Genomic DNA, 26,549 nt, shown 5'->3' on the forward strand with positions numbered 1-26,549 from the left:
ATGAAGTGTATAAAAAAATGGCGCCATCAGGCGCCATTCTTCACTGCGGCAAGAATTACTTCTTGATGCGGATAACCGGGGTTTCACCCACGGTCACGCTACCGGACAGTTTGATCAGTTCTTTGATTTCGTCCATGTTGGAGATAACAACCGGAGTCAGGGTTGACTTGGCTTTTTCTTCCAGCAGCGGCAGATCGAATTCAATAACCGGGTCGCCCACTTTAACGCGTTGACCTTCTTCAGCGATACGCTTGAAGCCTTCGCCTTTCAGTTCAACGGTATCAATACCGAAGTGAACGAACAGCTCAATGCCGCTATCAGATTCGATAGAGAACGCATGGTTGGTTTCAAAGATTTTGCCGATGGTGCCGTCTACAGGGGCAACCATTTTGTTACCGGTTGGTTTGATAGCGATGCCATCACCAACGATTTTTTCAGCAAAAACTACATCCGGCACATCTTCGATGTTGACGATCTCGCCAGAGAGCGGAGCTATAATCTCAATAGTTCCGGTGTCTTTCTTATCATCAGAAACCAGAGATTTCAGTTTATCGAACAAACCCATGATCTTCTCCTAAGCAGTAAATTGGGCCGCATCTCGTGGATTAGCAGATTGTTTTTTCTTCAATGAACTTGTTAACCAGCGTCATTAACTCGTCCGTTGTCGGTTGAGCAAGAGCCTGCTCTGCTAACACCTTCGCATCTTCGAAGTTCGTGTTACGGATAATCTTCTTAATGCGCGGGATAGAAATGGCGCTCATAGAGAATTCGTCCAGACCCATCCCCAGCAACAGAAGTGTAGCACGTTCGTCGCCTGCAAGCTCACCACACATGCCGGTCCATTTGCCTTCAGCATGAGAAGCATCAATAACTTGCTTAATCAGCGTCAGAACAGATGGTGACATTGGTTGGTAAAGGTGGGAAATCATATCATTACCACGGTCAACTGCCAGGGTATACTGCGTTAAATCATTGGTGCCGATACTAAAAAAGTCGACTTCTTTGGCTAAATGACGCGCAATGGTCGCCGCAGCCGGTGTTTCCACCATCACGCCAATCTCAATGGTTTCGTCAAAAGCTTTGCCTTCGTCGCGCAGTTCCTGTTTGTAGATTTCGATCTCTTTGCGCAGTGCGCGCACTTCTTCAACAGAGATGATCATCGGGAACATGATGCGCAGTTTGCCGAAAGCAGAGGCGCGCAGGATGGCGCGAACCTGGTCACGCAGGATCTCTTTACGATCCAGCGCGATACGAATAGCACGCCAGCCCAGGAACGGGTTCTCTTCTTTCGGGAAGTTCATGTACGGCAGTTCTTTATCGCCGCCGATGTCCATGGTACGGACAATGACCGCCTGAGAGCCACAGGCTTCAGCAACGGCTTTATACGCAGCAAACTGTTCTTCTTCAGTCGGCAGCGATTCACGGTCCATGAACAGGAATTCGGTACGATACAGACCAACGCCTTCAGCGCCATTACGCTCAGCGCCTTCAACGTCACGAACGGTACCGATGTTGGCGCAAACTTCGACCTGATGACCGTCCAGCGTGATGGCTGGCAGATCTTTCAGCTTGGCAAGTTCCGCTTTTTCGGTGGCAACCTGCTCCTGAACGGCACGCAGTTGCTCAATAACGTCGTTGGTTGGATTGACGTAAACCAGATTGTTTACGGCATCCAGAATCAGATAGTCGTCGTTTTTCACCTGAGAGGTGACGCTACCGGTACCCACGATGGCAGGCAGCTCCAGGGAACGCGCCATGATTGAGGTATGGGAGGTACGTCCGCCTGCATCAGTGATGAAACCCAGCACCTTATTCAGGTTCAGCTGTGCGGTTTCTGACGGCGTCAGATCGGCGGCAACCAGGATGACTTCATCCTGAATAGCGCTCAGATCGATAATTGCCAGACCCAGGATGTTACGCAGCAGGCGTTTACCGATGTCACGTACGTCAGCCGCACGTTCCTTCAGGTATTCATCATCCAGCTCTTCCAGAGCGGTGGCCTGACCTTCGATAATTTCATGCGCAGCTGCATCAGCCGTCATGTGCTTATCTTTAATCAGGGCTATGATTTCCTGCTCCAGCTCCTCATCTTCGAGCAGCATGATATGCCCTTCAAAGATGGCTTCTTTTTCTTCACCGAATGTTTCACCAGCTTTGGTTTTGATCGCTTCCAGTTGCGCAGATGCCTTGGCACGACCGCTCAGAAAACGTTCAACTTCCTGATCAACCTTGTCGGCAGAAATTTTTTTCCGGTCAATGACGATTTCGTCTTCTTTCAGCAGCAGTGCCTTGCCGAAAGCGATACCCGGGGATGCTAAAATGCCTGAAATCATAACCCTACCTTACTTGTGACTGATATTAAAAAGAACTCGTTGAACTTACTCGAGTTCAGCCATCAGTTTAACCAGATGCTCAACTGCTTTCTGCTCGTCTTCGCCTTCTGCGGAAAGGGTAACAACGGTGCCCTGGGTCAGGCCCAGAGTCTGCAGTTTAAACAGGCTTTTGGCGCTAGCGCTTTTGCCGTTGGAAGTCACAGTGATTTCAGACGTAAAGCCTTTTGCTTCTTTAACGAACTGAGCAGCAGGGCGAGTATGCAGACCGTTCGGAGCGGTAATGGTAACTTCTTGCTGGAACATTATATTTCCCCAACTTATAGGTTTAGTGTTGTGGAACTAAAGTCTAGCCTGGCGGTTCAACTTTAGCCTGTATTGTTAGCGTCGGCGTAAACAGGACGCGACACAAAAGGAGTTCGGTGCAATCCGTTGCGGGCAACTTCTTGCCGCTGACGTTTCTTTCGTCATTAAACATTATGCCGCGAAAGGAAGAGTTGAACCAAATCATAAAATCGATTCAGCTTGCGCTTTTCCTGTAACGATTAATTTCGCGCATCAAAATAATTAGTTTGGTTAAATACCAGTTCCGGCGGGCTGAATCAATGCCAGGTGGGTTGAAACTTTGAAGCAGGCCACAAAAAAGCACCCGAAAGGGTGCTTTTTTACGCGTTTTTAACATGCTGGCATTACTGTTGCAGTTCTTTCTCAGTGAAGAGATCGGCAAACAGTGCAGTGCTCAGATAACGCTCACCCGATGACGGTAGAATAACCACTATATTCTTATTGGTAAAGGATTCATCTTCCTGGAGCTTAAGCGCGGCAGCAACTGCAGCCCCCGAAGAGATACCGGCCAGAATACCTTCTTCTTCCATCAATCGACGCGCGGTAGAGATAGCTTCGTCATTGGTGATGGCGACCACTTTATCAATTAGCTTCAGATCGAGGTTGCCAGGAATGAAACCGGCACCGATCCCCTGAATTTTGTGCGGGCCCGGTTTAAGCTCTTCACCCGCCAGCGCCTGAGCGATAACCGGGGAGTCGGTCGGCTCTACCGCGACGGTGATCAGATCCGTTTTACCTTTGGTACCTTTAATGTAGCGGGTGACGCCGGTCAGCGTACCGCCGGTGCCAACGCCGGAGATAAACACATCCACCTGACCATCGGTATCTTCCCAGATTTCCGGGCCGGTGGTTTTTTCGTGGATTTCCGGGTTGGCCGGGTTGCTGAACTGCTGAAGCAGCAGGAATTTTTCCGGATTGCTGGCGACGATTTCTTCCGCTTTCTGAATCGCGCCCTTCATGCCTTTTGCACCTTCGGTCAGCACCAGATTTGCGCCCAGCGCTTTCAGCAGCTTACGACGCTCAATGCTCATGGTTTCCGGCATCGTCAGCGTCAGCTTGTAGCCACGCGCGGCGGCCACGTAGGCCAGCGCAATGCCGGTGTTGCCGCTGGTCGGTTCAACCAGTTCAACGCCCGGTTTCAGTACTCCACGTTTTTCGGCATCCCAAATCATGTTGGCACCGATACGGCATTTGACGCTAAAGCTCGGGTTGCGTGATTCTACCTTCGCCAGAATGCGTCCGTTACCGATACGGTTCAGTCGAACCAGCGGCGTATGACCGATAGTCAGCGAGTTGTCTTCAAAAATCTTACTCATGGCCTGTCCTTAACTGTATGAAATTGGGATACCACCTCAGCATACCTGTTGAGAAAGTATGGGGAAGTAAGGAATTCGCATATCTATATGCTGATGAGAAATAATGCCTTGCAGTATGGAATAAGAGCGGGCATAAGACTGCCCGCTTTTACACAATTTTGCATTACTTCCATAACGCGTGCTTAGCACGATAGCAATCTACCCACATCGCGGTGGCACCGCATACGGCAACCGGCATGATAAACATGTTGAGCACCGGGATCAGGGTGAACAGGCTGGTCAGCGCACCAAACTGCATATTGGTGACTTTACGCGTGCGCAGGGCGCTGCGCATCTCTTTGAAGGGCACTTTGTGGTTATCAAACGGGTAATCGCAATATTGAATAGCCAGCATCCACGCGCTGAACAGGAACCACAATACCGGGGCGACGGTCTGTCCGATACCAGGGATAAAATAGAGGATCAGCAATACAAAGGCGCGCGGCAGGTACCATGCCAGCTTTTGCCATTCGCGTTTCATAATGCGCGGGACATCTTTCATGATGCCGAGCACGCCGGTGTCGGGAGGAGTTGCACCAGTCAGGCGAGCTTCCAGTTGTTCCGCCAACAAGCCGTTAAACGGTGCGGCAATCCAGTTTGCGATGGTGGAGAAAAAGTAGCCAAACACTAACAGTACGGAAAGGGTCACAATGGGCCACAGTAAATAGCTGAGCCACTGCAGCCAGTCCGGAACATAGCTCATCAGGGCGGGGATCCAGCTATCCAGTTGGGTGAATAACCACCAAAATGCGCCGCCCATCAGCAGAATATTCACCAGTAAAGGCAGGAGGACAAAGCGACGGATCCCCGGTTGGCTGATGAGCTTCCATCCCTGAGAAAAGTAATAAAAACCGCTGCGTGGTACACTTGCAGATGATGAAACCATAGTCGGGACGTGCTCCTTGTAATCTAAGTCCAGGTCAACTTTGCGTATCTTACCGGGTTGTTGAGCCTTAGGCTGTTCGGAAATGTTCGAAAAAACAGCAAAAAGCACGATTTTATTCATCTTTATGCTGTGAAAGCCAAGAGTACACTTGCACTAGACGTAATCGGCAAATACTCTTAGTGAGTAAATGTTTGCCGTGGTGGCAAGGTGTTAGAACAACAGAGAATATAATGATGCAGGATTTGCGTCTGATATTAATCATTGTTGGCGCGATCGCCATAATTGCTTTACTGGTACATGGTTTCTGGACTAGCCGTAAAGAACGGTCTTCTATATTCCGCGATCGCCCACTGAAACGCATGAAGTCTAAACGTGATGACGAGGATTCTATCGACGACAACGTCGAGGAAGAAGAAGGCGTGGGCGAAGTTCGCGTGCATCGCGTGAATCATGCTCCCGGCAACGCGCAGGAACATGGTGTTCCTCCTCAGCCGCCGCAGCACCAGTACCAGCCGCCTTATGCGTCTGCTCAGCCGCGCCAGCCTGCACAGCAACCCGCTGAAACGCAGGTGCCGCCGCAGCACGTGCAGCAGCCTGTACAACAGCATCAGCCTGTACAGCAGCCGATGCAACAGCAACCCGTTGCTCCGCAGGTTCAGCAGCCAGTACAGCAAGCACCGCAGCCAGCGCCGCAGACCTTCCAGCCAGCGGAGCCTGTCGTTGAACAGCAGCCACAGCCTGAGCCGATCGTTGAGCCTGCGCCCGTTGCAGAAAAACCGCAGCCTAAAGAAACGGTCATTATTATGAACGTTGCGGCCCATCATGGCAGCGAGCTCAACGGTGAAGTGCTGCTCAACAGTATTCAGCAGGCGGGCTTTAAATTTGGCGACATGAATATTTTCCATCGTCATCTGAGCCCCGATGGCAGCGGCCCGTCACTGTTCAGTCTGGCAAACATGGTTAATCCGGGGACGTTTGACCCTGAGATGACCGGTGATTTCACCACCCCAGGCGTCACTATCTTTATGCAGGTGCCGTCCTACGGCGACGAGTTGCAAAACTTTAAGCTGATGCTGCAGTCTGCGCAGCACATCGCTGATGAAGTGGGTGGTGTGGTGCTCGACGATCAACGTCGTATGATGACGCCGCAGAAACTGCGCGAGTATCAGGATCGCATCCGCGACGTTAAAGAATCTCACGCCTGATTTTCCTCTGGCGTGACATCCCCTTTCTGAACCCCCGCCTGTCGGGGGTTTTTTATCATTGATGGTGCGATATGGAATCAATCGAACAACAACTGACAGAACTGCGAACCACGCTTCGCCATCATGAGTATCTTTACCATGTGATGGACGCGCCGGAAATTCCCGATGCGGAATATGACCGCCTGATGCGCGAACTGCGCGAACTGGAAGCGCAGCATCCGGAGTTGGTTACACCCGACTCGCCGACGCAACGCGTGGGTGCGGCTCCGCTGGCGTCCTTCAGCCAGATACGCCATGAAGTGCCCATGCTGTCACTGGATAACGTGTTTGATGAAGAGAGTTTTCTCGCCTTCAATAAGCGCGTGCAGGACCGACTGAAGAGTACGGACAAACTGACCTGGTGCTGCGAATTAAAGCTGGACGGGCTGGCCGTCAGCATTTTGTATGAAAACGGTGTACTGGTCAGCGCGGCAACGCGCGGGGACGGCACGACCGGTGAGGATATTACCTCTAATGTGCGCACCATTCGCGCGATCCCGCTAAAACTGCGCGGCGACAATATCCCAACGCGTCTGGAAGTACGTGGTGAAGTCTTTCTGCCGCAGGCCGGTTTTGAAAAAATTAATGAAGACGCCCGTCGTACCGGCAATAAAGTGTTTGCTAACCCACGTAACGCGGCGGCCGGGTCATTGCGCCAGCTTGATCCGCGTATCACGGCGAAGCGACCGCTTACTTTCTTCTGCTATGGTGTCGGTGTGCTGGAAGGCGGCGTGCTGCCCGATACCCACCTGGGTCGCCTGCTGCAATTTAAAGAGTGGGGACTGCCGGTGAGCGGCAGAGTGGCGCTGTGCGACTCCCCGCAGGAAGTCCTTGCTTACTATCACAAGGTTGAAGAAGACCGACCGACGCTGGGATTTGATATCGACGGCGTGGTAATCAAAGTCAATTCGATGGCATTGCAGGAGCAACTGGGCTTCGTAGCTCGTGCGCCGCGCTGGGCGGTGGCCTTTAAGTTTCCGGCGCAGGAACAAATGACCTTTGTCCGCGACGTCGAGTTTCAGGTCGGACGCACCGGGGCAATTACGCCCGTCGCCCGTCTTGAGCCGGTACAGGTGGCGGGGGTACTGGTCAGTAACGCCACGTTGCACAACGCCGATGAAATCGATCGTCTGGGTTTACGTATTGGCGATAAGGTCGTTATTCGCCGTGCGGGCGATGTGATCCCGCAGGTGGTAAACGTCGTGCTTTCTGAACGCCCGGAGGAGACGCGTGAAATTGTCTTCCCGGCTCATTGTCCGGTGTGTGGTTCTGACGTTGAGCGTGTGGAAGGTGAAGTTGTCACCCGCTGCACCGGAGGGCTAATCTGCGGCGCGCAGCGTAAAGAGTCACTCAAACATTTTGTCTCGCGTCGGGCGCTGGACGTTGACGGCATGGGTGATAAGATTATCGATCAGCTGGTAGAGAAAGAGTATGTCCATACGCCTGCCGATCTGTTCCAGTTAACCGCAGGTAAGCTAACCGGTCTTGATCGTATGGGACCGAAGTCGGCGCAAAATGTGGTTAATGCGCTGGAAAAAGCCAAGGAGACCACGTTTGCCCGTTTTCTCTATGCACTCGGGATACGTGAGGTAGGCGAAGCCACAGCGGCAGGTCTGGCGAGCTATTTCGGTACGCTGGAGGCGCTGGAAGCAGCCTCCATTGAGGAGCTGCAAAAAGTCCCTGATGTCGGCATCGTGGTGGCGACTCATGTGTTTAACTTCTTTGCCGAAGAGAGTAACCGCGAGGTGATCGGGCAGCTACTGGCGCAAGGGATTCACTGGCCGGCTCCGGTGGTTATCAACGCTGAAGAGATCGACAGCCCGTTTGCCGGTAAAACGGTAGTGCTGACCGGGAGTCTGAGCCTGATGTCGCGTGATGATGCCAAGGCTCGGCTGACTGCGCTGGGCGCGAAAGTTGCGGGCAGCGTGTCGAAGAAAACCGATCTGGTGATTGCCGGTGAAGCCGCAGGTTCTAAACTGGCAAAAGCGCAAGAGCTCGGCATCGACGTGATTGATGAAGCGGAAATGATCCGCTTACTGGGCGTCTGAGATGGAAAAAGAGCAGCTGATTGACATTGCTAATACCGTAATGCCCTTTGGTAAATATAAAGGGCGTCGGTTGATTGATGTGCCGGAAGAGTACCTGCTGTGGTTTGCCCGTAAGGATGAATTTCCGCCGGGCAAACTGGGCGAGCTGATGCAAATCACGCTGCTGATTAAAACCGAGGGGCTGACGCAGCTGGTACAGCCCCTGAAACGCCCGCTTTAAGCCTTCGCGGCGCGGCTTTTCTGCTGCGCCTGCAACGCGTCTGTCTGTTGTTTGTAACGACGCGCCAGTACAGCGCACACCATCAGCTGAATCTGATGGAAGATCATCAACGGCAGCACCATCATGCCGATCACCGATGTCGGGAACAGAATGTTCGCCATGGGGATCCCGTTCGCCAGGCTCTTTTTCGACCCGCAGAATACAATGGTGATTTCATCGGCTTTATTGAAGCCGCATTTACGCGCCACAAAGACGTTTATTCCGATCACGATGGCCAGTAGTACGATACTGACTACCACGATAAACAGCAGCGAACCCACCCCAACTTTATGCCAGATCCCATTCACAACGGCTTCGCTGAAGGCGGAATAAACCACCAGCAGAATCGAAGACTGGTCGGTTTTTGCGATCCATTTTTTATGGCGCGACACCCAGTTACCAATCCACGGACGTGAAAGATGCCCCAGCACGAACGGCAGCAGCAGCTGCAGCATTATTTTACCCACTTGCTCGAGGCTACCTTCTGCGCCATGCATATTCATCACCAGGCCGACTAACAGCGGTGAAAGAAAAATACCCAGCAGGCTGGAGGCCGAGGCGGAGCACACGGCGGCGGCAACGTTACCGCCCGCCAGCGACGTAAAAGCGATAGCCGACTGCACCGTAGCCGGCAAAATGCACAGGTACAGGAAACCGGTATACAGCATGGGATCCACGTTAACCGGTGCCCACCAGGCAAACAGCACGCCCAGTACCGGGAAGACAACAAAGGTGCTGCACATGACCCACAGATGCAAACGCCAGTGGCTACCACCGGCAATAATGGCTTCTCGTGAGAGCTTTGCCCCATGCATAAAAAACAGCAGGGCAATCGCGGCGGTGGTTAAACCTTCAAAGAAAGGGACAAATCCGCCCTCGGCGGGAAAAAAGGATGCCAGTAATACGACGGTAATCAGCGTCAGCGTGAACGGATCGAGGATACGAAAAAGTTTCATAAAAGCTCCTGGAGTTCGGTCGCAATAGTTTGCGTTTTTCCATTTGAGAAATAAAATTGATTTATTGCATCCATATATGAATTAAATAGATGAATTATTCGCTGCGCCAGCTACGTATCTTTGTCACCGTCGCCCAGGCCAAAAGCTTTAGCCGGGCGGGGGATATTATCGGTTTAAGTCAGTCGGCGGTCAGCCACAGCATAAAAGAGCTGGAGGGGCAGACGGGTGTACGACTGTTGGATCGTACCACGCGAGAAGTGGTGCTGACCGAAGCCGGACAACAGCTGGCAGCACGACTGGAGCGTATTCTGGATGAACTGCATAGCACGCTACGGGAAGCCGGGCAGGTGGGTACTCAGCTCACCGGTACGGTGCGTGTGGCGGCCAGTCAGACTATCTCCGCCCATCTCATTCCGCAGTGTATTGCGCAGAGCAATGCGATGTATCCGTCTATTGATTTTGTCCTGCATGACAGGCCGCAGCAGTGGGTGCTGGAAAGCATTCGTCAGGGGGAAGTGGATTTCGGTATTGTTATCGATCCCGGCGCTGCGACGGACCTGCAGTGCGAAGCGGTGCTGTCGGAACCCTTCCTGCTCTTGTGCAGGGAGGATCATCCCTTAGCCGGACGGGAGTGGGTTAACTGGCAGGATCTCCTGTATGAAAGTCTGGTGTTACAGGATTATGCCTCCGGTAGCCGACCGCTGATTGATGCCGCGCTGGCCCATTTTTCCATCGATGCCAACATTGTGCAGGAGATAGGTCACCCGGCGACGCTGTTTCCGATGGTGGAGGCGGGGATTGGCATTAGCGTGCTGCCGGCACTGGCGCTACCGCTGCCGCAGGGAAGTCATTTGCAGGTCAAACGATTGACGCCGGTGGTGGAACGGCAGTTGATGCTGGCACGGCGCAAAAATCGATCGCTATCGACCGCCGCTCAGGCGCTGTGGGATGTGGTGCGTACGCAGGCCAGTGAATTAACTGCTGCCCGCGCACGCGATCCGCTGTATCAGATATAAATATCGACCTGATGTTGGTCGGAAGCATTGTTGACGCCCTTTGCTTTGCTCTGATCGGCGCTTTGATTTTGCTGCGACTCCTCGGCTTGCCGGCGCAACAATTGAGCCAGTTGTGCTTGTAACACCTTAATTTGAGTCTGAATAATTTCCTGCTGCTCGCGCTTCTGCTCGACACTGCCACTACTATTGGGAATATCTTTGAGCTGCTGGGTTAGCTTGGTTATCTTTTGGGTGATTTGTGCAATCTGTGCGGAGATGTCATTCCCGGCTGGTGCTTTTACTCCACCGCTACTGCTTTGAACAGTTGGGGTGGAAACGTTGATAGTTGTCATATGGATCCCTCACGCCATAAAACATGAGTATCGGCATCAGCGAACAGAACTTCAGTTGCAATACGGACGAGCGGAGTTTAATTATAAAAACCCCAGGGCTTCATTTATCTGCACTCCGGTGCCATTTCTGGCTCGAAAATAATGTGATTTCAGGCTGATTTAGCACAAATCATCGATACCGATTTACTATCGGTAGTCGGGATAAACTGTATTGGTAATCGATTGCGTAGTCTCGCTATAACAGTGAGGTACGTGACGTTATTTTCGATTACTCAGTATTAAGGACATTTCATGAGCCACTCTCTTTTCTCACAAAACCCCTGGTATAGCGCCGACATCATTCGTAGTTACAAACCAGATTTCACGCCGCGCGTAGCCTTTATTCTTGGCTCTGGCCTCGGCGCATTGGCGGATCAAATCGAGGATGCGGTGTCCATCTCTTACGAGAAATTGCCGGGATTCCCTGTCAGTACAGTGCATGGTCATGCCGGTGAACTGGTATTGGGGAATCTGGCGGGTATTCCGGTGGCCTGTATGAAAGGGCGTGGGCATTTCTATGAAGGTCGCGGCATGACGGTGATGACCGATGCCATTCGCACCCTGAAACTGCTGGGCTGCGAATTGCTATTTTGTACCAATGCTGCAGGTTCTTTGCGTCCCGAAGTCGGGCCGGGTAGCCTGGTCGCGCTTAGCGATCATATTAATACGATGCCAGGTACACCGATGGTGGGATTAAACGATGAGCGTTTTGGTGAGCGATTTTTTTCGCTGGCGAATGCCTATGATGCAGATTATCGCGCAGTCCTGCAAACCGTCGCGGGAGAAGAAGGATTTCCGCTGAGTGAAGGGGTGTTTGTCTCCTATCCGGGGCCGAATTTTGAAACGGCGGCAGAAATCCGCATGATGCAAATTATCGGCGGTGACGTGGTGGGGATGTCGGTGGTGCCTGAAGTTATCTCTGCACGCCACTGCGGTCTGAAAGTGGTTGCGGTGGCCGCCATCACCAACCTGGCGGAAGGTCTGGGTGATGTGAAATTATCTCACACGCAGACGTTGGCGGCAGCGGAACTCTCCCGGCAGAATTTCATCAATCTGATCTGTGGCTTCTTGCGCAAATTAGCCTGAATAATTAAAAAATGACCCCGCTTGCGGGGTCTTACTTTATGGCAAGGAACGGAAAAATGGGTATCGCATCTCGCTTAAAACTCATGTCGTTTTTGCAATATTTCATCTGGGGAAGCTGGCTGGTAACCCTGGGTTCTTACATGATTAACACCCTGGATTTTACCGGCGCGAACGTCGGTATGGTCTACAGTTCGAAAGGGCTGGCCGCGATCATTATGCCAGGCATTATGGGGATCATTGCCGATAAATGGCTGCGTGCCGAGCGCGCCTACATGCTTTGCCATCTGGTGTGTGCGGGCGTGTTGCTATACGCCACAACCGTTACCGATCCCCAGACCATGTTTTGGGTGATGTTGGTTAATGCAATGGCTTATATGCCGACGATTGCGTTATCGAACAGCATCTCATACTCGTGCCTTGCGCAATCGGGTCAGGATCCTGTCACCGCGTTCCCGCCAATTCGTGTGTTTGGCACTATAGGCTTTATTGTGGCGATGTGGACGGTCAGCCTGGTGGGGGTGGAGCTGAGCAGCGCGCAGCTGTATATCGCTTCAGGCGCATCGCTGCTGCTGGCTCTGTATGCGCTGACGCTGCCGAAAATTCCGGTTGCGAAGAAAAAAGAATCCGCCACGCTTGCCAGTAAACTGGGGCTGGATGCGTTTGTGCTGTTTAAGAACCCGCGAATGGCAATCTTTTTTCTGTTTGCCATGATGCTGGGAGCGGTGCTGCAAATTACCAACGTCTTTGGTAATCCGTTCCTGCATGATTTTGCCCGTAACCCTGAGTTTGCCAACAGCTTTGTGGTGAAATACCCCTCCATTTTGCTGTCTGTTTCTCAGATGGCGGAGGTGGGCTTTATCCTTACTATTCCGTTCTTCCTTAAACGCTTTGGCATTAAAACGGTAATGCTGATGAGCATGCTGGCGTGGACGCTGCGCTTTGGCTTCTTTGCCCTTGGCGATCCGTCTCCGTCTGGTTTTGTGCTGCTGTTGATGTCGATGATCGTTTACGGTTGTGCGTTCGATTTCTTCAACATCTCGGGGTCAGTATTTGTGGAGCAGGAAGTTGACTCGAGCATTCGCGCCAGTGCGCAGGGGCTGTTTATGACCATGGTTAATGGCGTTGGTGCGTGGGTTGGGTCAATTTTAAGCGGTATGGCTGTGGACTATTTTTCTGTCGATGGTGTCAAAGACTGGCAAACCATCTGGCTGGTGTTTGCCGCTTATGCGCTGGCCCTGGCGGTTATCTTTGCATTGTTCTTTAAATATAAGCATGAGCCTGAACCCCTGGCGCAAAAATCACCGGCACATTAATGTTCCAATAACGGCGGGGTTCTGCTACCCGCCGTTTCATTTTCTGTGATGCAATGTGGTAACTTTGCGCATTGTCCTTCATCTCAGGAGCGCATTATCCATGGAACGCACGCACCGTATCGATCTGAAGTTACTGCGTTATTTTCTTGCTGTCGCAGAAGAACTGCACTTTGGACGCGCTGCTGCTCGCCTGAACATGTCACAACCGCCGCTTAGTACGCACATCAAAGAGTTAGAACAACAGCTCGGCACTTTGCTATTTATCCGTCATTCCCGCAGCGTGGCGTTAACCCACGCCGGAAAGGTTTTGATGGAGGAGTCGCGCCGGCTGTTATCCAGTGCCAATCAGGCACTGGCAAGAGTGGAGCAGATTGGTCGCGGTGAGGCAGGGCGAATTGAGCTCGGCGTCATCGGTACCGCAATGTGGGGAAAAATGCGCCCGGTGATGCGGCGTTTTCTGAAGGAAAATCCCAACGTTGAGGTGCAGTTTCGCGAGAATATGCCCGCAATGCAGATGACGATGCTGGAACGACGTGAACTGGATGCGGGAATCTGGCGGATGGCCACTGAGCCTTCCCCTGGGTTTACCAGTCTGCGCTTACATGAGTCATCTTTTCTGGTTGCCATGCCTGAAGAACATCCTCTTACCGTCTATGAATTTGTACCGTTGGAGGCACTAAGGAATGAATATTTTGTCACGATGCCTTCCATACATACTGACTGGGCATTTTTACAGAGAGTTTGCCTGAGTGCCGGGTTTTCCCCGATGATTATTCGTGAGGTGAGGGAACCGCAAACGGTGCTGGCGATGATCAGTATGGGCATTGGTATTACGTTGATTGCAGATAGCTATGCGCAAATGAGCTGGCCTGGCGTGGTTTTCCGACCATTAGAAGAACGTATTCCAGCGGATTTGTATATTGTCTATGAACAGCCGCAGGCTACGCCCGCGCTGGAAAAACTGGTGGCGGCTTTGACGACATGATTTTTATAAATCGCAGATAGTAAAAAAGCGCCTTTAGGGCGCTTTTTTACATTGGTGGGGCGTGCAGGATGACTCGCTGCGCTCGCCCTTCGGGCCGTCGCCGTGAACGGCTCCGTTGTTTCGCTACGCTCAACACCGAACCTGCTGCAGGTTCGAATCTTACAGATCGCAGATAGCAAAAAAGCGCCTTTAGGGCGCTTTTTTACATTGGTGGGGCGTGCAGGATTCGAACCTGCGACCAATTGATTAAAAGTCAACTGCTCTACCAACTGAGCTAACGCCCCGAAGTGGTGGGTGATGACGGGATCGAACCGCCGACCCCCTCCTTGTAAGGGAGGTGCTCTCCCAGCTGAGCTAATCACCCACTTCGGTACTTCACATTATTGTAAGAAATCCAGCTGGCGAGAAAGTGGTGGGTGATGACGGGATCGAACCGCCGACCCCCTCCTTGTAAGGGAGGTGCTCTCCCAGCTGAGCTAATCACCCACTTCTCAATTTCTTACATTACACGGCGGAGACTACATAAAGTAGTTGGTGGGTGATGACGGGTTCGAACCGCCGACCCCCTCCTTGTAAGGGAGGTGCTCTCCCAGCTGAGCTAATCACCCCCGCTGTGTGGAGTCGCATTATAGGGAGAGTTGAAAATGAGTCAACGCATTTTCTAAAGAAATTGTTCGTTCGTCGTAAATTTAAGCAAAACGATCGCAAAACCATCCATGCGGCATGATTTGTATACGAAAATGGCAAAGCGTGATGTTCCAACCTGAACAACATTGAGGAATCAGACCACGGTGATAGAATACCAGCCTGATAATCTTCCCAGGATTTGCCGGTTGTCGGCATCTTTATAAACGTAAGGCCATTTCATGAAAATCAAAACTCGCTTCGCGCCTAGCCCGACAGGTTATCTGCACGTCGGCGGTGCGCGTACTGCTCTTTATTCCTGGCTTTTTGCACGTAACCATAGCGGTGAGTTTGTGCTGCGTATTGAAGACACCGATCTCGAACGCTCCACGCCGGAAGCTATCGAAGCTATTATGGATGGTATGAACTGGCTCAATCTGGAGTGGGATGAAGGCCCGTATTTCCAGACCAAACGTTTTGATCGCTACAACGCCGTTATTGATGAGATGCTGGAAGCGGGCACGGCGTATAAATGCTACTGCTCCAAAGAGCGTCTGGAACAGTTGCGTGAAGATCAGATGGCGAAAGGTGAGAAGCCGCGTTACGACGGGCGCTGCCGCCATGGTCACGAACATCATGCCGACGATGAACCTTGCGTGGTGCGTTTTGCCAACCCGCAGGACGGTTCCGTTATATTTGACGACCAGATCCGTGGACCGATTGAATTCAGCAACCAGGAACTGGACGATCTGATCATCCGCCGTACCGACGGTTCCCCAACCTATAACTTCTGTGTGGTTGTTGATGACTGGGATATGGAAATTACCCACGTCATTCGTGGTGAAGACCATATCAACAACACCCCGCGTCAAATCAACATCCTGAAAGCGCTGAACGCGCCGGTACCGGTTTACGCCCACGTGTCGATGATCAACGGTGACGACGGTAAAAAGCTGTCCAAACGTCACGGTGCGGTCAGCGTCATGCAGTATCGCGACGACGGCTACCTGCCGGAAGCGCTGCTGAACTATCTGGTGCGTCTGGGCTGGTCCAGCGGCGATCAGGAAATCTTTACTCGCGAAGAGATGATCAAACTGTTCTCTCTCGGCGCGGTCAGCAAATCGGCGAGCGCGTTCAATACCGAGAAACTGCAGTGGCTGAACCATCACTACATTAACTCTCTGGCACCAGAATATGTGGCAACGCACCTGCAGTGGCACATTGAGCAGGAAAATATCGATACTCGCGTCGGCCCACAGCTGTCTGAGCTGGTAAAACTGTTGGGTGAGCGCTGCAAGACACTGAAAGAGATGGCGCAGAGCTGCCGCTACTTCTATGAAGACTTTGCTGAGTTCGATGCAGATGCCGCGAAGAAACATTTACGTCCGGTAGCGCGTCAGCCGCTGGAAGTGGTGCGTGACAAGCTGGCCGCAATTAGCGAGTGGACCGCTGAAAACGTGCACCACGCGATTCAGGCAACTGCTGATGAGCTGGAAGTGGGTATGGGTAAAGTCGGGATGCCGCTGCGCGTTGCGGTGACCGGTGCAGGTCAATCCCCGGCGTTAGACGTGACAGTGCATGCGATTGGTAAATCCCGCAGCATTGAGCGTATTAACAAAGCGCTGGCGTTTATTGCTGAGCGTGAAAGCCAGCAGTAAGACCGGCTGAGAGATAAAAAAACGGCAGGAGCGCATCCTGCCGTTTTTTTGGCATTTATTCGGACTCACCAATACCCAGACGGGTGAGGAAACTGCGGATACCTTCGCGAGAAAGAAACAGTGCCAGCTTTTCTTGTTCCGCGGGCGACATGTTATCCAGTGCGCTGATTATCTGACGACAGGCGTGACTGCGGACAACGTGCGTGTATTCTGCCACGGGTTCTTCAGCCTGATAAAACTCAGGGGTTTTGCGAAAAGCAGGGATATTGAGAATAAATTCCCGAACGCCAGCATCAATATGAATAAGTCTTGCACGACCACCTTTCACGCCGGGAAACTTTTCGGTTTTCCAGTTTTGTTCTCTGACCCAACGATTGACCGTTTGTTTGGCAACGCCAAGACATTCAGCCAGTTCTTCGGTGGTCATTTTGCTGCGTAATTTTTTCATATTATTTGCTGTCGCGGATCCCTAAGCGTTGTAACAAACCCGTAATGCCTTCACGCAGGAGCAGGGACGTAAACATTTTCTGTTCTGCTGGGGTCATTTCTTTCGCGAGGGTTATCAGCAGTGTTTCAATAGATGAGTCGCCCGCAAAAGAGACGTTATCTGATAAACCTTCAGCTGAACGCTCTGCGCTGCGGATGTATTCACGAACTTGTTCGGTGACGTGAACCAGACGGGCTTTTCCGCCCTGAACGCCCGGTTTTGGTGACGTAGCCCAGCCTTCCTTGCGCACCCATTTATTGATGGTCTGTCGGCTGTAACCGGTCAGATTAGCAAGTTCTTCTGGCGTCATCCGTTCCTTGAACATAACGATTCCCTGAGTAGTCGTGGGGTTAATTAGTGGTTCATTTTATAGCACCATTTTACTAGAAACCGTGACGCGTTTAACTACTGAATGCGAGTTGTTGCGCAATGTTCTTCATTTGCCTGCTTTTTCAGCGATTGAATTCAGTGAGTTAATTTTGCCGTTGACACGCGCGAAGGGAATTCATATTATGCCGCCCGTCAACTCGACAAGCTTTACGTGACGGGGCTATAGCTCAGCTGGGAGAGCGCTTGCATGGCATGCAAGAGGTCAGCGGTTCGATCCCGCTTAGCTCCACCAAATTTAATCCCAATAAATTTGGTACGTAATAGCATCGTGGGGCTATAGCTCAGCTGGGAGAGCGCCTGCATGGCATGCAGGAGGTCAGCGGTTCGATCCCGCTTAGCTCCACCAAAATTGAAACCCTCGCTGAAAAGCGGGGGTTTTTTGTTTACACTTCCTGCCTGATTCTCTGGTTTCTCCGTGTAGATTGCCAAATTACGGATATAAAAAAACCGGGGAAATCCCCCGGCCTTATCACTACGATGTTGTCTTGGTCTTACAGCACCAGCGCTGCGATTGACGCAGACAGAACGCTCACCAGCGTAGAGCCGTAGACCAGCTTCAAACCAAAGCGGGAAACCACGTTACCTTGCTCTTCATTCAGGCCTTTAATCGCGCCTGCGATGATACCGATGGAAGAGAAGTTAGCGAAGGAGACCAGGAACACAGAAATGATGCCTTCCGCGCGTGGAGAGAGCGTAGAGGCGATTTTCTGCAGGTCCATCATCGCGACGAATTCGTTGGAAACCAGTTTAGTGGCCATGATACTGCCCACCTGCAGCGCTTCGCTGGACGGCACACCCATCACCCATGCAACCGGGTAGAAGATGTAACCCAGGATGCCCTGGAAGGAGATGCTGTAGCCAAACCAGCCGGTAACGGTGGCGAACAGGGCGTTCAGCGCGGCAATAAGCGCGATGAAACCAATCAGCATGGCGGCTACGATAATCGCCACTTTGAAACCTGCCAGGATGTATTCACCCAGCATTTCGAAGAAGCTCTGGCCTTCGTGCAGGTTAGACATCTGGATATTTTCTTCGCTGGCATCCACGGTGTAAGGGTTGATCAGCGACAGTACGATAAAGGTGCTGAACATGTTCAGAACCAGCGCAGCAACGACGTATTTGGGTTCCAGCATGGTCATGTACGCGCCGACGATGGACATGGAAACGGTAGACATTGCCGTCGCTGCCATAGTGTACATGCGGTTGCGTGACATCTTGCCGAGAATATCTTTATAGGCAATAAAGTTCTCGGATTGACCTAAGATCAGCGAGCTGACGGCGTTGAAGGATTCCAGCTTGCCCATACCGTTGATTTTGGATAACAGGAATCCAATCGCGCGGATGATAACCGGCAGAACGCGGATATGCTGCAAAATACCGATCAGGGCGGAAATGAAGACGATTGGGCACAGTACTTTCAGGAAGAAGAATGCCAGACCTTTATCGTTCATGCTGCCGAAGACAAAGTTTGTCCCTTCATTAGCAAACCCGAGCAGTTTTTCAAACATCTCGGAGAAGCCTCTCACGAAGCCCAGCCCGACATCAGAGTTCAGGAAGAACCATGCAAGTAACACTTCGATAACAAGCAATTGAATAACATAACGAATGCGAATTTGTTTACGGTTACTGCTTGCCAGCAGTGCGAGTGCCGCAACCACGGCAAGGGCCAGGACAAAATGAAGAACGCGGTCCATATTTGCTCCAAATATGAGGCAGGTTTAATTTTCATGCACATTCTATGTAACAACACCAAAGAAAACGAGATCAAACACACACTATAATAAGGACCTGTGACGGGATTCAAAATTAGTGATCGGTAAGACACTTCCGTGATGTTTAGTATGGAAGTGAAAAGTTATGTCATTGTGCTAATCTGATAACATTAATTAAACATCTCACCTGTGTTGCCAGATCCCTGATCTATTTATAGACCAACGCTATCAAAGAAATCATTTTTATCCATTAAAATGAATTTGATAATCATTCTCAACTGGCGTAATTTGAAATATAGCAAAGGCTATGTTTTTTGAGGCAAGAAAATGACGAATGAACGCGTTGAGACGAGCAGTGGACGGGCGGCACGCAAGCTGAAACTTGCGTTAATGGGACCTGCATTCATCGCGGCTATCGGATATATCGACCCAGGTAACTTTGCCACTAACATCCAGGCAGGGGCCAGCTTCGGTTATAAACTGCTGTGGGTTGTTGTCTGGGCAAACCTGATGGCGATGCTGATTCAGGTGCTGTCGGCCAAGCTGGGTATTGCTACCGGAAAAAACCTCGCGGAGCAAATTCGCGATCACTATCCGCGTCCGGTGGTGTGGTTTTACTGGGTGCAGGCTGAAATTATTGCCATGGCGACCGATCTTGCTGAATTTATCGGTGCCGCAATTGGCTTTAAGCTGATCCTCGGCGTTTCGCTGCTGCAAGGGGCGGTACTGACCGGTATTGCTACATTTTTAATCCTGATGCTGCAGCGTCGCGGGCAAAAACCGCTGGAAAAAGTGATTGGCGGATTGCTGTTGTTTGTTGCCGCGGCTTATATTGTCGAACTGATTTTCTCGCAGCCAAATCTGGCACAGTTGAGTAAGGGGATGATTATTCCCAGCCTGCCGAACTCCGAAGCGGTCTTTCTGGCGGCCGGCGTGCTCGGCGCGACAATTATGCCGCACGTCATTTATCTGCACTCCTCTTTAACCCAGCACCTGCATGGCGGGACACGTCAACAGCGCTATGCGGCAACCAAATGGGATGTGGCCATTGCCATGACCATTGCCGGGTTTGTCAATCTGGCGATGATGGCTACAGCCGCAGCGGCCTTTCATTTCAGCGGCCATACCGGCATTACCGATCTCGATCAGGCTTATCTGACGCTGGAGCCGTTGTTGAGTCATGCGGCAGCGACGGTATTTGGTCTTAGCCTGGTAGCGGCGGGACTTTCCTCAACGGTTGTCGGCACGCTGGCCGGACAGGTGGTCATGCAGGGGTTTATTCGTTTTCACATCCCGCTGTGGGTTCGTCGTACGGTTACCATGATGCCGTCGTTTATCGTCATCCTGATGGGACTCGATCCCACGCGTATTCTGGTCATGAGTCAGGTTCTACTCAGTTTCGGTATAGCGCTGGCGCTGGTACCACTCCTGATATTCACCAGCAACAGTACGTTAATGGGAGATTTGGTTAACACCGTCTGGGTCAAATATGTTGGCTGGATAATCGTGGTGCTGGTGGTGGCGCTGAATATCTGGTTGCTGGTAGGGACCGCGCTCGGTTTGTAAGAAAAAAGAGCCCGCAGGCTCTTTTGTTACATTAATGATGGTGGCCATGACCTCGTCCGCGGTCCTTTCCGCGACCGCGATGGTCATCGCGATCGTTCCAGCCTTCACGGTAACCGCGCTCGTAAGCTTTGCGCTTATCCCAGCCGCGATGATTTCCGTTATCATGACGCCACCAGCGATTTTTGCGCCATTCATAATTATTGTGCCAGTAACCCCGGTCGCGCCAGTGCCCGCCATCCCAGTAGTTACCATAATTGTCGCGATCGCCAATTTGTAATTTTATTGATGGCAGCAGGGTGATTTCGCCAGCGTTTACGGCCAGCGGCGTAAAAGCCAATAAGGCTGCAGCCAGAATCAGTGACCTGAACATTTTTTTCTCTCCTTCACGATCGAGCCGTAGCCGGCCTGTTAACGCAATATTACGGGGCAGTAAAGCCCCGTTTAATCGCCTTAACTCTTAAATCATAAAAGAGAGCACTTTTTGTTAATAAATGTGTCTTTATTTCGAACAACCCAGGATGGCGTCAATCTCTGCACACTCCTCTGCAGAGAAATAACGGTTTGCCAGCATGCCGACAGCATCTTCAATTTGCGCCGTTTTACTGGCACCAATAAGCACTGAGGTGACTTTGTCTTCCCGCAGAACCCAGGCCAGGGCCATTTGGGAGAGCTTCTGCCCCCGACGCTCAGCCAGCGCGTTCAGTTGGCGGACTTTTTCCAGTTTTTCTGGCGTGATCTGATCCGGATTCAGAAAGCGACTGCCGCTTGCCGCACGGGAATCCGCCGGGATCCCGTTCAGGTAGCGGTCGGTTAACTGCCCGCCTGCCAGCGGTGAGAAAGCAATACTTCCCACGCCTTTCTCCTGCAGCAGCGACAATAATCCCCCTTCCACCCAACGTTCAAACATGGAATATTTCGGCTGGTGGATCAGGCATGGGGTGTCTAAGTCGTCGAGGATCTCAATCGCCTGTCTGGCAAGGTCGGCGGGATAGTTAGACAGCCCGACATACAACGCTTTACCCTGGCGAACAATATGATCCAGCGCCTTCATGGTTTCTCTGAGCGGCGTTTGTGGGTCAGGGCGATGGTGGTAGAAGATATCGACGTATTCCAGCCCCATGCGTTTGAGGCTTTGGTCGAGGCTGGCAACCAGGTATTTACGCGAACCCCAGTCACCGTAGGGACCGTCCCACATAGTGTATCCCGCCTTGGTCGAGATAATGAGCTCATCCCGCCACGGTAAAAAATCTTCCTGTAAAATACGGCCGAAATTACGCTCGGCTGAGCCCGGCGGAGGGCCATAGTTGTTGGCGAGATCAAAATGGGTGATCCCCAGATCGAAAGCACGCTGTAGCAGGTTTCGACTGTTCTCCACCTGCGTGGTGTCGCCAAAATTGTGCCATAAACCTAGAGAGATAACCGGTAGCTTTAACCCGCTCTGACCGCAGCGGCGGTACTCCATTGTCTGATAGCGATTTTCATCAGCCTGATAAACCATGTGACCCCCTTTCGGATAACGTGAGGATTTCAGTGTATACGGTTACACTGAGCAGACTTCAATGAAATTTCACCGGCAACACTGTAAATTCTGCTTTCCACCCCCTCCACGGCGTCTTTCCTGGACAGCTATCACAGTTCTTCGATACTCAACATGAGGTTACCGTCAGAAGGATAGCTGTCATGCAAACCCCGTATTCTGTTGCTGATTACCTGCTGGACAGACTGGCAGGTTGTGGTATTGGCCATCTTTTTGGTGTGCCGGGCGATTATAATTTGCAGTTTCTTGACCATGTGATTGACCATCCCGATGTACGCTGGGTCGGCTGTGCGAACGAATTGAATGCGGCTTATGCTGCGGACGGGTATGCACGGGTTGCTGGGGCAGGGGCGCTTCTTACTACCTTTGGCGTTGGAGAACTAAGCGCCATTAATGGATTAGCGGGCAGCTACGCAGAATTTGTTCCCGTACTGCAGATAGTGGGCGCGCCGTGCAGCGGGGCCCAGCGTCGCGGGGAGCTTATGCATCACACTCTGGGTGATGGCGATTTTCAGCATTTTTATCGGATGCACCAGGCGGTGACGGCAGCAAGCGCGGTGCTTGATGAACAAAACGCCTGCTATGAAATTGACCGTGTGCTGCGGGTCATGCTAACCGAGCGCAGGCCGGGCTATCTGATGCTGCCTGCCGATGTTGCCAAACAGCCCGCCACGCCCCCGCAGGAGCGACTGATTATTCCGTTGAGTGAACCGGAGAACAGCGTGGCGGCAGCGTTTCGTTATCAGGCCCGTGAACGACTGCTGGACAGTTCGCGTGTGGCGCTACTGGCTGATTTTCTCGCGCAGCGCTTTGGTTTGCAGCCAGTCTTGCAGCGCTGGGTGGTGGAAACGCCGATGGCTCATGCCACGCTGTTAATGGGCAAGGGGCTTTTTGATGAGCGTCATCCGGCGTTTGCTGGCACTTATAGCGCTGGAGCCAGCAGTGAATATGTACGCCAGGCGATAGAAGATGCCGATACGATTATCTGTGTGGGCACCCGTTTTATTGACACGCTAACCGCAGGTTTTACGCAGCGCTTGCCGCAGGACCGCACGATTGAGGTTCAGCCGCATGCTGCGCGTGTGGGAAGTCAGTGGTTTAACGTCCCGATGGAGCAGGCGGTCGCCACACTGCGCGAGTTGTGCCTGGAAATGTCGTTTTCGCTTCCGCCAGAGCGTCCTCCTGTCGGGGGTAGTCAGATTGAGAAAGGGCCGCTGACGCAGGAAAATTTCTGGCATGCGGTGCAGCAATATCTGGCACCTGACGACATTATTCTTGTCGATCAGGGGACCGCGGCCTTTGGCGCGGCGGCGCTCTCGCTACCCAGCGGGTCAGACGTTCTGGTACAGCCGCTGTGGGGTTCCATCGGCTACGCCCTTCCGGCGGCATTCGGTGCGCAAGCGGCCTGTCCGGATCGTCGGGTGATCCTGATTATTGGTGACGGGGCAGCCCAGCTCACGATTCAGGAATTGGGTTCGATGCTCAGAGATGGGCAATCTCCGGTTATTTTACTGCTCAATAATGACGGCTATACCGTGGAGCGCGCGATCCACGGGGCGAGCCAGCGTTATAACGATATTGCCGGATGGAACTGGACGCAGGTACCACAGGCGTTAAGCCATGAGTGTCAGGCGGAATGCTGGCGCGTGACGCAAGCCGTACAGCTGGAAGAAGTGCTGGCCCGGTTGTCTCGTCCGCAACGATTGTCGTTAATTGAGGTGGTATTGCCGAAAGCCGATCTTCCCGAGTTATTGCGCACGGTGACCCGTGCGCTGGAAGCCCGTAATGGGGGATAGTTATTGATCAGGGCGGTTGGCGATCATCATTGGTTTACCTGCCAACAGCAGCCAGGCGGGAAGCATGACAATGCACAGCAGAGGCAGCAGGGTGGTGTCGGGGACCACCACTGCCGCCATGAACAGGCTCAGCCAGGCATCGCGTGTGACGACTAGTACCAGCCCGAGAATGGCGCAGGAGACGGTGATCGCCGCCGGAACGGTTTCCACATGAGCGTGTAGCATCAGCCCCAGCGCCACGCCAACGAATACCGCCGGGAAAATGCGTCCCCCGCGAAAACCACTGGCGGCGGCAACCACTAACGCCGCCAGTTTAATCACCGCGAGCATGAAATAATCCGACGCGCCCAGCGTCTGGCTAAACACCATTTGCTGCATTTCATCCAGCCCCTTAAACAGGGTTAGCGGTCCCCCAATGATGCCCAGAATGCCGAGAACAAAGCCGCCAGCGCCGAGAATCAGCACCGGGTGTTTCAGGCGATGCATCAACTGGTGTAAGCGTGGTAAACACCAGACGGCTACCATGCCCGCTGCAATCGCAATGGCCGCGACAATGGCACCGCTAAAAATATCGGTCAGACGCATCTGTGAATAGTGTTCGATAGGCAACGAAAAGTGCGGATGAAAGAACAGACTGGTGGTCAATGAACCCGCGGCCGCCGCCATTAACGGCGCAAATAAACGATCCCACAAAGGAACATCGTTGGAGCCATTCAGCGTTTGTGAAAACACCAGCGCGGCGGCAACGGGGGTACCAAATAGCGCTCCGATAGTGCCGGCGGAGGCGAGGATGGTCCAGTCCAGCTTAGCAATACGGGGAAACATACGGCTACCAATCGCTACAGCCAGTGCGATATTCACGGTCATAATGGGGTGTTCTGGGCCCAAACTGACGCCGCCCGCCAGACCGAGGATCAGCGCGGCCAGCAGGCCGGGGATCGCCGACGTTGGGATCGGCATACCGATTAACGGTTCGCAGGCCGGATCCGGGCCTGCATGATCACGGCTGTAGCGGATAACCAGCCCAACCATTAGACCGGTTAGCGTCAGCATACCGATAATCCAGAATGGGGAGTCGTGGGCAATACCGATGCTGCCGGGCAGTCGCTCCCACAAAAATTGCTGTAAGACAGCCGCTACTTTCATGACGACGATCAGCACCAGGCTTGAGGCGACGCCAATGATCAGGGCGGGAGTGGATAATAACAGCATCGTTCTGGCTCGCGGATGGAGCATTTGCTATTCCCTCAAATAGAGTCATAGACATAGTTTGCACAGCCTGCCCAATGGCATCGCTGCAAATGGTGCTGAAACGATAAAGTAATTCTGTGATCTGGGTCGATATTCCACCGGCATCAGCCTTCAGAACATTGTTGTTATGCCCCCATGAATTTACAGTGTGGCAAAGATTTATTCTGACTTTAGCGGAGCAGTGAAAGAATGACAAAATATGCTTTAGTAGGTGATGTTGGCGGCACCAACGCGCGTCTTGCTCTGTGCGATATTGCCAGCGGTGAGATCTCGCAGGCAAAAACCTATTCCGGGCTGGATTACCCAAGCCTGGAAGCCGTGGTTCGCGTGTACCTGGACGAGCATAGCGTCAGCGTTGAGGATGGATGCATTGCGATCGCCTGTCCCATTACCGGCGACTGGGTGGCCATGACTAACCATACCTGGGCGTTCTCTATTGCTGAAATGAAAAAGAATCTTGGCTTCAGCCATCTGGAAATCATCAACGATTTCACCGCCGTGTCGATGGCGATCCCGATGCTGAAAAAAGAGCATCTGATTCAGTTTGGTGGCACACAACCGGTAGAAGGTAAACCTATCGCGGTATACGGTGCGGGAACCGGCTTGGGCGTGGCGCATCTGGTGCATGTCGATAAGCGTTGGGTGAGCCTGCCGGGAGAGGGCGGTCACGTGGATTTTGCGCCTAACAGCGAAGAAGAGGCGATTATCCTTGAAGTTCTGCGTGCTGAAATTGGCCATGTTTCCGCGGAACGCGTGCTGTCCGGACCGGGGCTGGTGAACCTGTACCGCGCAATTGTGAAATCAGACGGACGCCTGCCGGAAAACCTGCAGCCGAAGGATATCACCGAACGCGCGCTGGCCGACTCGTGCACTGACTGTCGTCGGGCACTATCGCTGTTTTGCGTCATCATGGGGCGTTTTGGTGGCGACCTGGCATTAACGCTGGGGACGTTTGGCGGGGTTTACATTGCCGGTGGTATCGTGCCGCGCTTCCTCGAGTTCTTTAAAGCCTCGGGTTTTCGCGGTGGCTTTGAAGATAAAGGGCGTTTTAAAGCCTACGTGCAGGATATTCCGGTATATTTGATTGTGCATGATAACCCAGGCCTGCTGGGCTCCGGTGCGCATCTGCGCCAGACGCTGGGGCATATTCTGTAGTTATTTCGCAAAAAGCCTGTAAAACCGCGTCATTCACGCGGTTTTTTTTCGTCTGCTATTTCCCTTTCCGACACGCGTCACATTTCTGTATTGCGGAATTATTTGTCCAGTAAAAGCATTATTCATCGGGTAACGATCGTGACTTTCCTGCCGCCATAATTTCACTCGTTAACTATTAC

At 52.4% G+C, this 26,549-nt stretch carries 25 protein-coding genes, 6 tRNA genes and 1 other RNA gene; 14 read left to right on the forward strand and 18 right to left on the reverse strand.

The window, feature by feature from the left end:
- Positions 1-55 precede the first annotated feature (55 nt).
- The 5 genes from crr to cysZ all read right to left on the reverse strand — a co-directional run bounded on the left by crr (position 56) and on the right by cysZ (position 4,916).
- Positions 56-565, reverse strand: a complete 510-nt coding sequence (crr, locus tag JQ822_RS12195; RefSeq protein WP_008803873.1) for a PTS glucose transporter subunit IIA — start codon at positions 563-565, stop codon at positions 56-58.
- A gap of 40 nt (positions 566-605) precedes the next feature.
- On the reverse strand, positions 606-2,333 hold the full coding sequence (gene ptsI / locus JQ822_RS12200; RefSeq protein WP_135324828.1) for a phosphoenolpyruvate-protein phosphotransferase PtsI: 1,728 nt from the start codon (positions 2,331-2,333) through the stop codon (positions 606-608).
- A 45-nt stretch (positions 2,334-2,378) separates the two neighbouring features.
- Complete coding sequence (gene ptsH / locus JQ822_RS12205; RefSeq protein WP_002913505.1) at positions 2,379-2,636, reverse strand: phosphocarrier protein Hpr; 258 nt, start codon at positions 2,634-2,636, stop codon at positions 2,379-2,381.
- A 383-nt stretch (positions 2,637-3,019) separates the two neighbouring features.
- Positions 3,020-3,991 carry a cysteine synthase A gene (cysK, locus tag JQ822_RS12210; RefSeq protein WP_213133681.1) on the reverse strand — a complete coding sequence of 324 codons (972 nt, stop codon included), beginning with the start codon at positions 3,989-3,991 and terminating at the stop codon, positions 3,020-3,022.
- Between the two features lie 163 nt (positions 3,992-4,154).
- The gene (gene cysZ, locus JQ822_RS12215; RefSeq protein WP_213133682.1) at positions 4,155-4,916 is read right to left on the reverse strand and encodes a sulfate transporter CysZ; all 762 of its coding nucleotides are present in this window, start codon (positions 4,914-4,916) and stop codon (positions 4,155-4,157) included.
- Positions 4,917-5,146: 230 nt separating this feature from the next.
- Between cysZ and zipA the strand changes: the two genes are divergently transcribed.
- The 3 genes from zipA to JQ822_RS12230 all read left to right on the forward strand — a co-directional run bounded on the left by zipA (position 5,147) and on the right by JQ822_RS12230 (position 8,428).
- Positions 5,147-6,121, forward strand: a complete 975-nt coding sequence (zipA, locus tag JQ822_RS12220) for a cell division protein ZipA (RefSeq protein WP_213133683.1) — start codon at positions 5,147-5,149, stop codon at positions 6,119-6,121.
- A gap of 71 nt (positions 6,122-6,192) precedes the next feature.
- Entirely contained in the window at positions 6,193-8,208 is a 2,016-nt protein-coding gene (gene ligA / locus JQ822_RS12225; protein ID WP_213133684.1) for an NAD-dependent DNA ligase LigA, read from the forward strand.
- 1 nt (position 8,209) lies between these two features.
- Complete coding sequence (locus JQ822_RS12230; protein ID WP_045445890.1) at positions 8,210-8,428, forward strand: DUF3820 family protein; 219 nt, start codon at positions 8,210-8,212, stop codon at positions 8,426-8,428.
- Here JQ822_RS12230 and JQ822_RS12235 read toward each other — a convergent pair.
- Positions 8,425-9,423 carry a bile acid:sodium symporter family protein gene (locus tag JQ822_RS12235; protein ID WP_213133685.1) on the reverse strand — a complete coding sequence of 333 codons (999 nt, stop codon included), beginning with the start codon at positions 9,421-9,423 and terminating at the stop codon, positions 8,425-8,427. The genes JQ822_RS12230 and JQ822_RS12235 overlap by 4 nt on opposite strands.
- Positions 9,424-9,512: 89 nt before the next feature.
- Here JQ822_RS12235 and JQ822_RS12240 point away from each other — a divergent pair, with 89 nt between their 5' ends.
- Positions 9,513-10,439, forward strand: a complete 927-nt coding sequence (locus JQ822_RS12240; RefSeq protein WP_213133686.1) for a LysR family transcriptional regulator — start codon at positions 9,513-9,515, stop codon at positions 10,437-10,439.
- Here the strand turns inward: JQ822_RS12240 and JQ822_RS12245 are convergent.
- Positions 10,430-10,771, reverse strand: coding sequence for a FlxA-like family protein (locus tag JQ822_RS12245; protein ID WP_213133687.1), 342 nt, complete (start codon positions 10,769-10,771; stop codon positions 10,430-10,432). The genes JQ822_RS12240 and JQ822_RS12245 overlap by 10 nt on opposite strands.
- Positions 10,772-11,062: 291 nt before the next feature.
- Between JQ822_RS12245 and xapA the strand changes: the two genes are divergently transcribed.
- The 3 genes from xapA (at position 11,063) to JQ822_RS12260 (ending at position 14,194) form a co-directional block, all read left to right on the forward strand.
- The gene (xapA, locus tag JQ822_RS12250; protein ID WP_213133688.1) at positions 11,063-11,896 is read left to right on the forward strand and encodes a xanthosine phosphorylase; all 834 of its coding nucleotides are present in this window, start codon (positions 11,063-11,065) and stop codon (positions 11,894-11,896) included.
- A gap of 56 nt (positions 11,897-11,952) precedes the next feature.
- Positions 11,953-13,209 (forward strand): nucleoside permease, encoded by a 1,257-nt coding sequence (locus JQ822_RS12255; RefSeq protein ID WP_213133689.1) that lies wholly within the window; start codon positions 11,953-11,955, stop codon positions 13,207-13,209.
- A gap of 100 nt (positions 13,210-13,309) precedes the next feature.
- The gene (locus JQ822_RS12260) at positions 13,310-14,194 is read left to right on the forward strand and encodes a LysR family transcriptional regulator (RefSeq protein WP_213133690.1); all 885 of its coding nucleotides are present in this window, start codon (positions 13,310-13,312) and stop codon (positions 14,192-14,194) included.
- Between the two features lie 52 nt (positions 14,195-14,246).
- Here the strand turns inward: JQ822_RS12260 and JQ822_RS12265 are convergent.
- From JQ822_RS12265 to JQ822_RS12285, 5 genes are all read right to left on the reverse strand, one after another.
- Positions 14,247-14,373, reverse strand: a non-coding RNA gene (locus JQ822_RS12265) — RtT sRNA.
- 29 nt (positions 14,374-14,402) lie between these two features.
- Positions 14,403-14,478 (reverse strand) — tRNA-Lys (locus JQ822_RS12270).
- A 4-nt stretch (positions 14,479-14,482) separates the two neighbouring features.
- Positions 14,483-14,558 (reverse strand) — tRNA-Val (locus JQ822_RS12275).
- Positions 14,559-14,604: 46 nt separating this feature from the next.
- Positions 14,605-14,680 (reverse strand) — tRNA-Val (locus JQ822_RS12280).
- Positions 14,681-14,726: 46 nt separating this feature from the next.
- Positions 14,727-14,802 (reverse strand) — tRNA-Val (locus tag JQ822_RS12285).
- Positions 14,803-15,060: 258 nt separating this feature from the next.
- On the opposite strand from JQ822_RS12285, the gene gltX reads away from it, so the two are divergent.
- Entirely contained in the window at positions 15,061-16,476 is a 1,416-nt protein-coding gene (gene gltX / locus JQ822_RS12290) for a glutamate--tRNA ligase (RefSeq protein WP_213133691.1), read from the forward strand.
- A gap of 55 nt (positions 16,477-16,531) precedes the next feature.
- On the opposite strand, the gene JQ822_RS12295 is transcribed toward gltX, so the two are convergent.
- Together JQ822_RS12295 and JQ822_RS12300 are read right to left on the reverse strand one after the other, a co-directional pair.
- Positions 16,532-16,924 (reverse strand): MerR family transcriptional regulator, encoded by a 393-nt coding sequence (locus JQ822_RS12295; protein WP_213133692.1) that lies wholly within the window; start codon positions 16,922-16,924, stop codon positions 16,532-16,534.
- Between the two features lies 1 nt (position 16,925).
- Complete coding sequence (locus JQ822_RS12300; protein ID WP_213133693.1) at positions 16,926-17,288, reverse strand: YfeC-like transcriptional regulator; 363 nt, start codon at positions 17,286-17,288, stop codon at positions 16,926-16,928.
- 221 nt (positions 17,289-17,509) lie between these two features.
- On the opposite strand from JQ822_RS12300, the gene JQ822_RS12305 reads away from it, so the two are divergent.
- Together JQ822_RS12305 and JQ822_RS12310 are read left to right on the forward strand one after the other, a co-directional pair.
- Positions 17,510-17,585 (forward strand) — tRNA-Ala (locus tag JQ822_RS12305).
- Positions 17,586-17,623: 38 nt separating this feature from the next.
- Positions 17,624-17,699 (forward strand) — tRNA-Ala (locus JQ822_RS12310).
- A gap of 145 nt (positions 17,700-17,844) precedes the next feature.
- Here the strand turns inward: JQ822_RS12310 and nupC are convergent.
- Entirely contained in the window at positions 17,845-19,047 is a 1,203-nt protein-coding gene (gene nupC, locus JQ822_RS12315; RefSeq protein WP_213133694.1) for a nucleoside permease NupC, read from the reverse strand.
- Between the two features lie 273 nt (positions 19,048-19,320).
- Here nupC and JQ822_RS24650 point away from each other — a divergent pair, with 273 nt between their 5' ends.
- Positions 19,321-19,383 (forward strand): hypothetical protein, encoded by a 63-nt coding sequence (locus JQ822_RS24650; protein WP_446715012.1) that lies wholly within the window; start codon positions 19,321-19,323, stop codon positions 19,381-19,383.
- 9 nt (positions 19,384-19,392) lie between these two features.
- Entirely contained in the window at positions 19,393-20,631 is a 1,239-nt protein-coding gene (locus tag JQ822_RS12320; RefSeq protein WP_213133695.1) for an Nramp family divalent metal transporter, read from the forward strand.
- Positions 20,632-20,662: 31 nt separating this feature from the next.
- On the opposite strand, the gene ypeC is transcribed toward JQ822_RS12320, so the two are convergent.
- Complete coding sequence (ypeC, locus tag JQ822_RS12325; RefSeq protein ID WP_213133696.1) at positions 20,663-21,001, reverse strand: DUF2502 domain-containing protein YpeC; 339 nt, start codon at positions 20,999-21,001, stop codon at positions 20,663-20,665.
- A gap of 129 nt (positions 21,002-21,130) precedes the next feature.
- The gene (mgrA, locus tag JQ822_RS12330; protein ID WP_213133697.1) at positions 21,131-22,129 is read right to left on the reverse strand and encodes an L-glyceraldehyde 3-phosphate reductase; all 999 of its coding nucleotides are present in this window, start codon (positions 22,127-22,129) and stop codon (positions 21,131-21,133) included.
- Between the two features lie 182 nt (positions 22,130-22,311).
- Between mgrA and JQ822_RS12335 the strand changes: the two genes are divergently transcribed.
- Positions 22,312-23,964 (forward strand): alpha-keto acid decarboxylase family protein, encoded by a 1,653-nt coding sequence (locus JQ822_RS12335; RefSeq protein ID WP_213133698.1) that lies wholly within the window; start codon positions 22,312-22,314, stop codon positions 23,962-23,964.
- Here the strand turns inward: JQ822_RS12335 and JQ822_RS12340 are convergent, their stop codons facing one another.
- The gene (locus JQ822_RS12340) at positions 23,965-25,200 is read right to left on the reverse strand and encodes an ion channel protein (RefSeq protein ID WP_213133699.1); all 1,236 of its coding nucleotides are present in this window, start codon (positions 25,198-25,200) and stop codon (positions 23,965-23,967) included.
- Positions 25,201-25,404: 204 nt separating this feature from the next.
- Between JQ822_RS12340 and glk the strand changes: the two genes are divergently transcribed.
- Positions 25,405-26,370: a glucokinase gene (gene glk, locus JQ822_RS12345; RefSeq protein ID WP_213133700.1), complete on the forward strand. Its 966-nt coding sequence runs from the start codon at positions 25,405-25,407 to the stop codon at positions 26,368-26,370.
- Positions 26,371-26,549 lie beyond the last annotated feature (179 nt).

Origin of the sequence: Citrobacter sp. FP75 (assembly GCF_018342065.1) — a bacterium.
In the GTDB taxonomy this organism is placed as follows: domain Bacteria; phylum Pseudomonadota; class Gammaproteobacteria; order Enterobacterales; family Enterobacteriaceae; genus Citrobacter.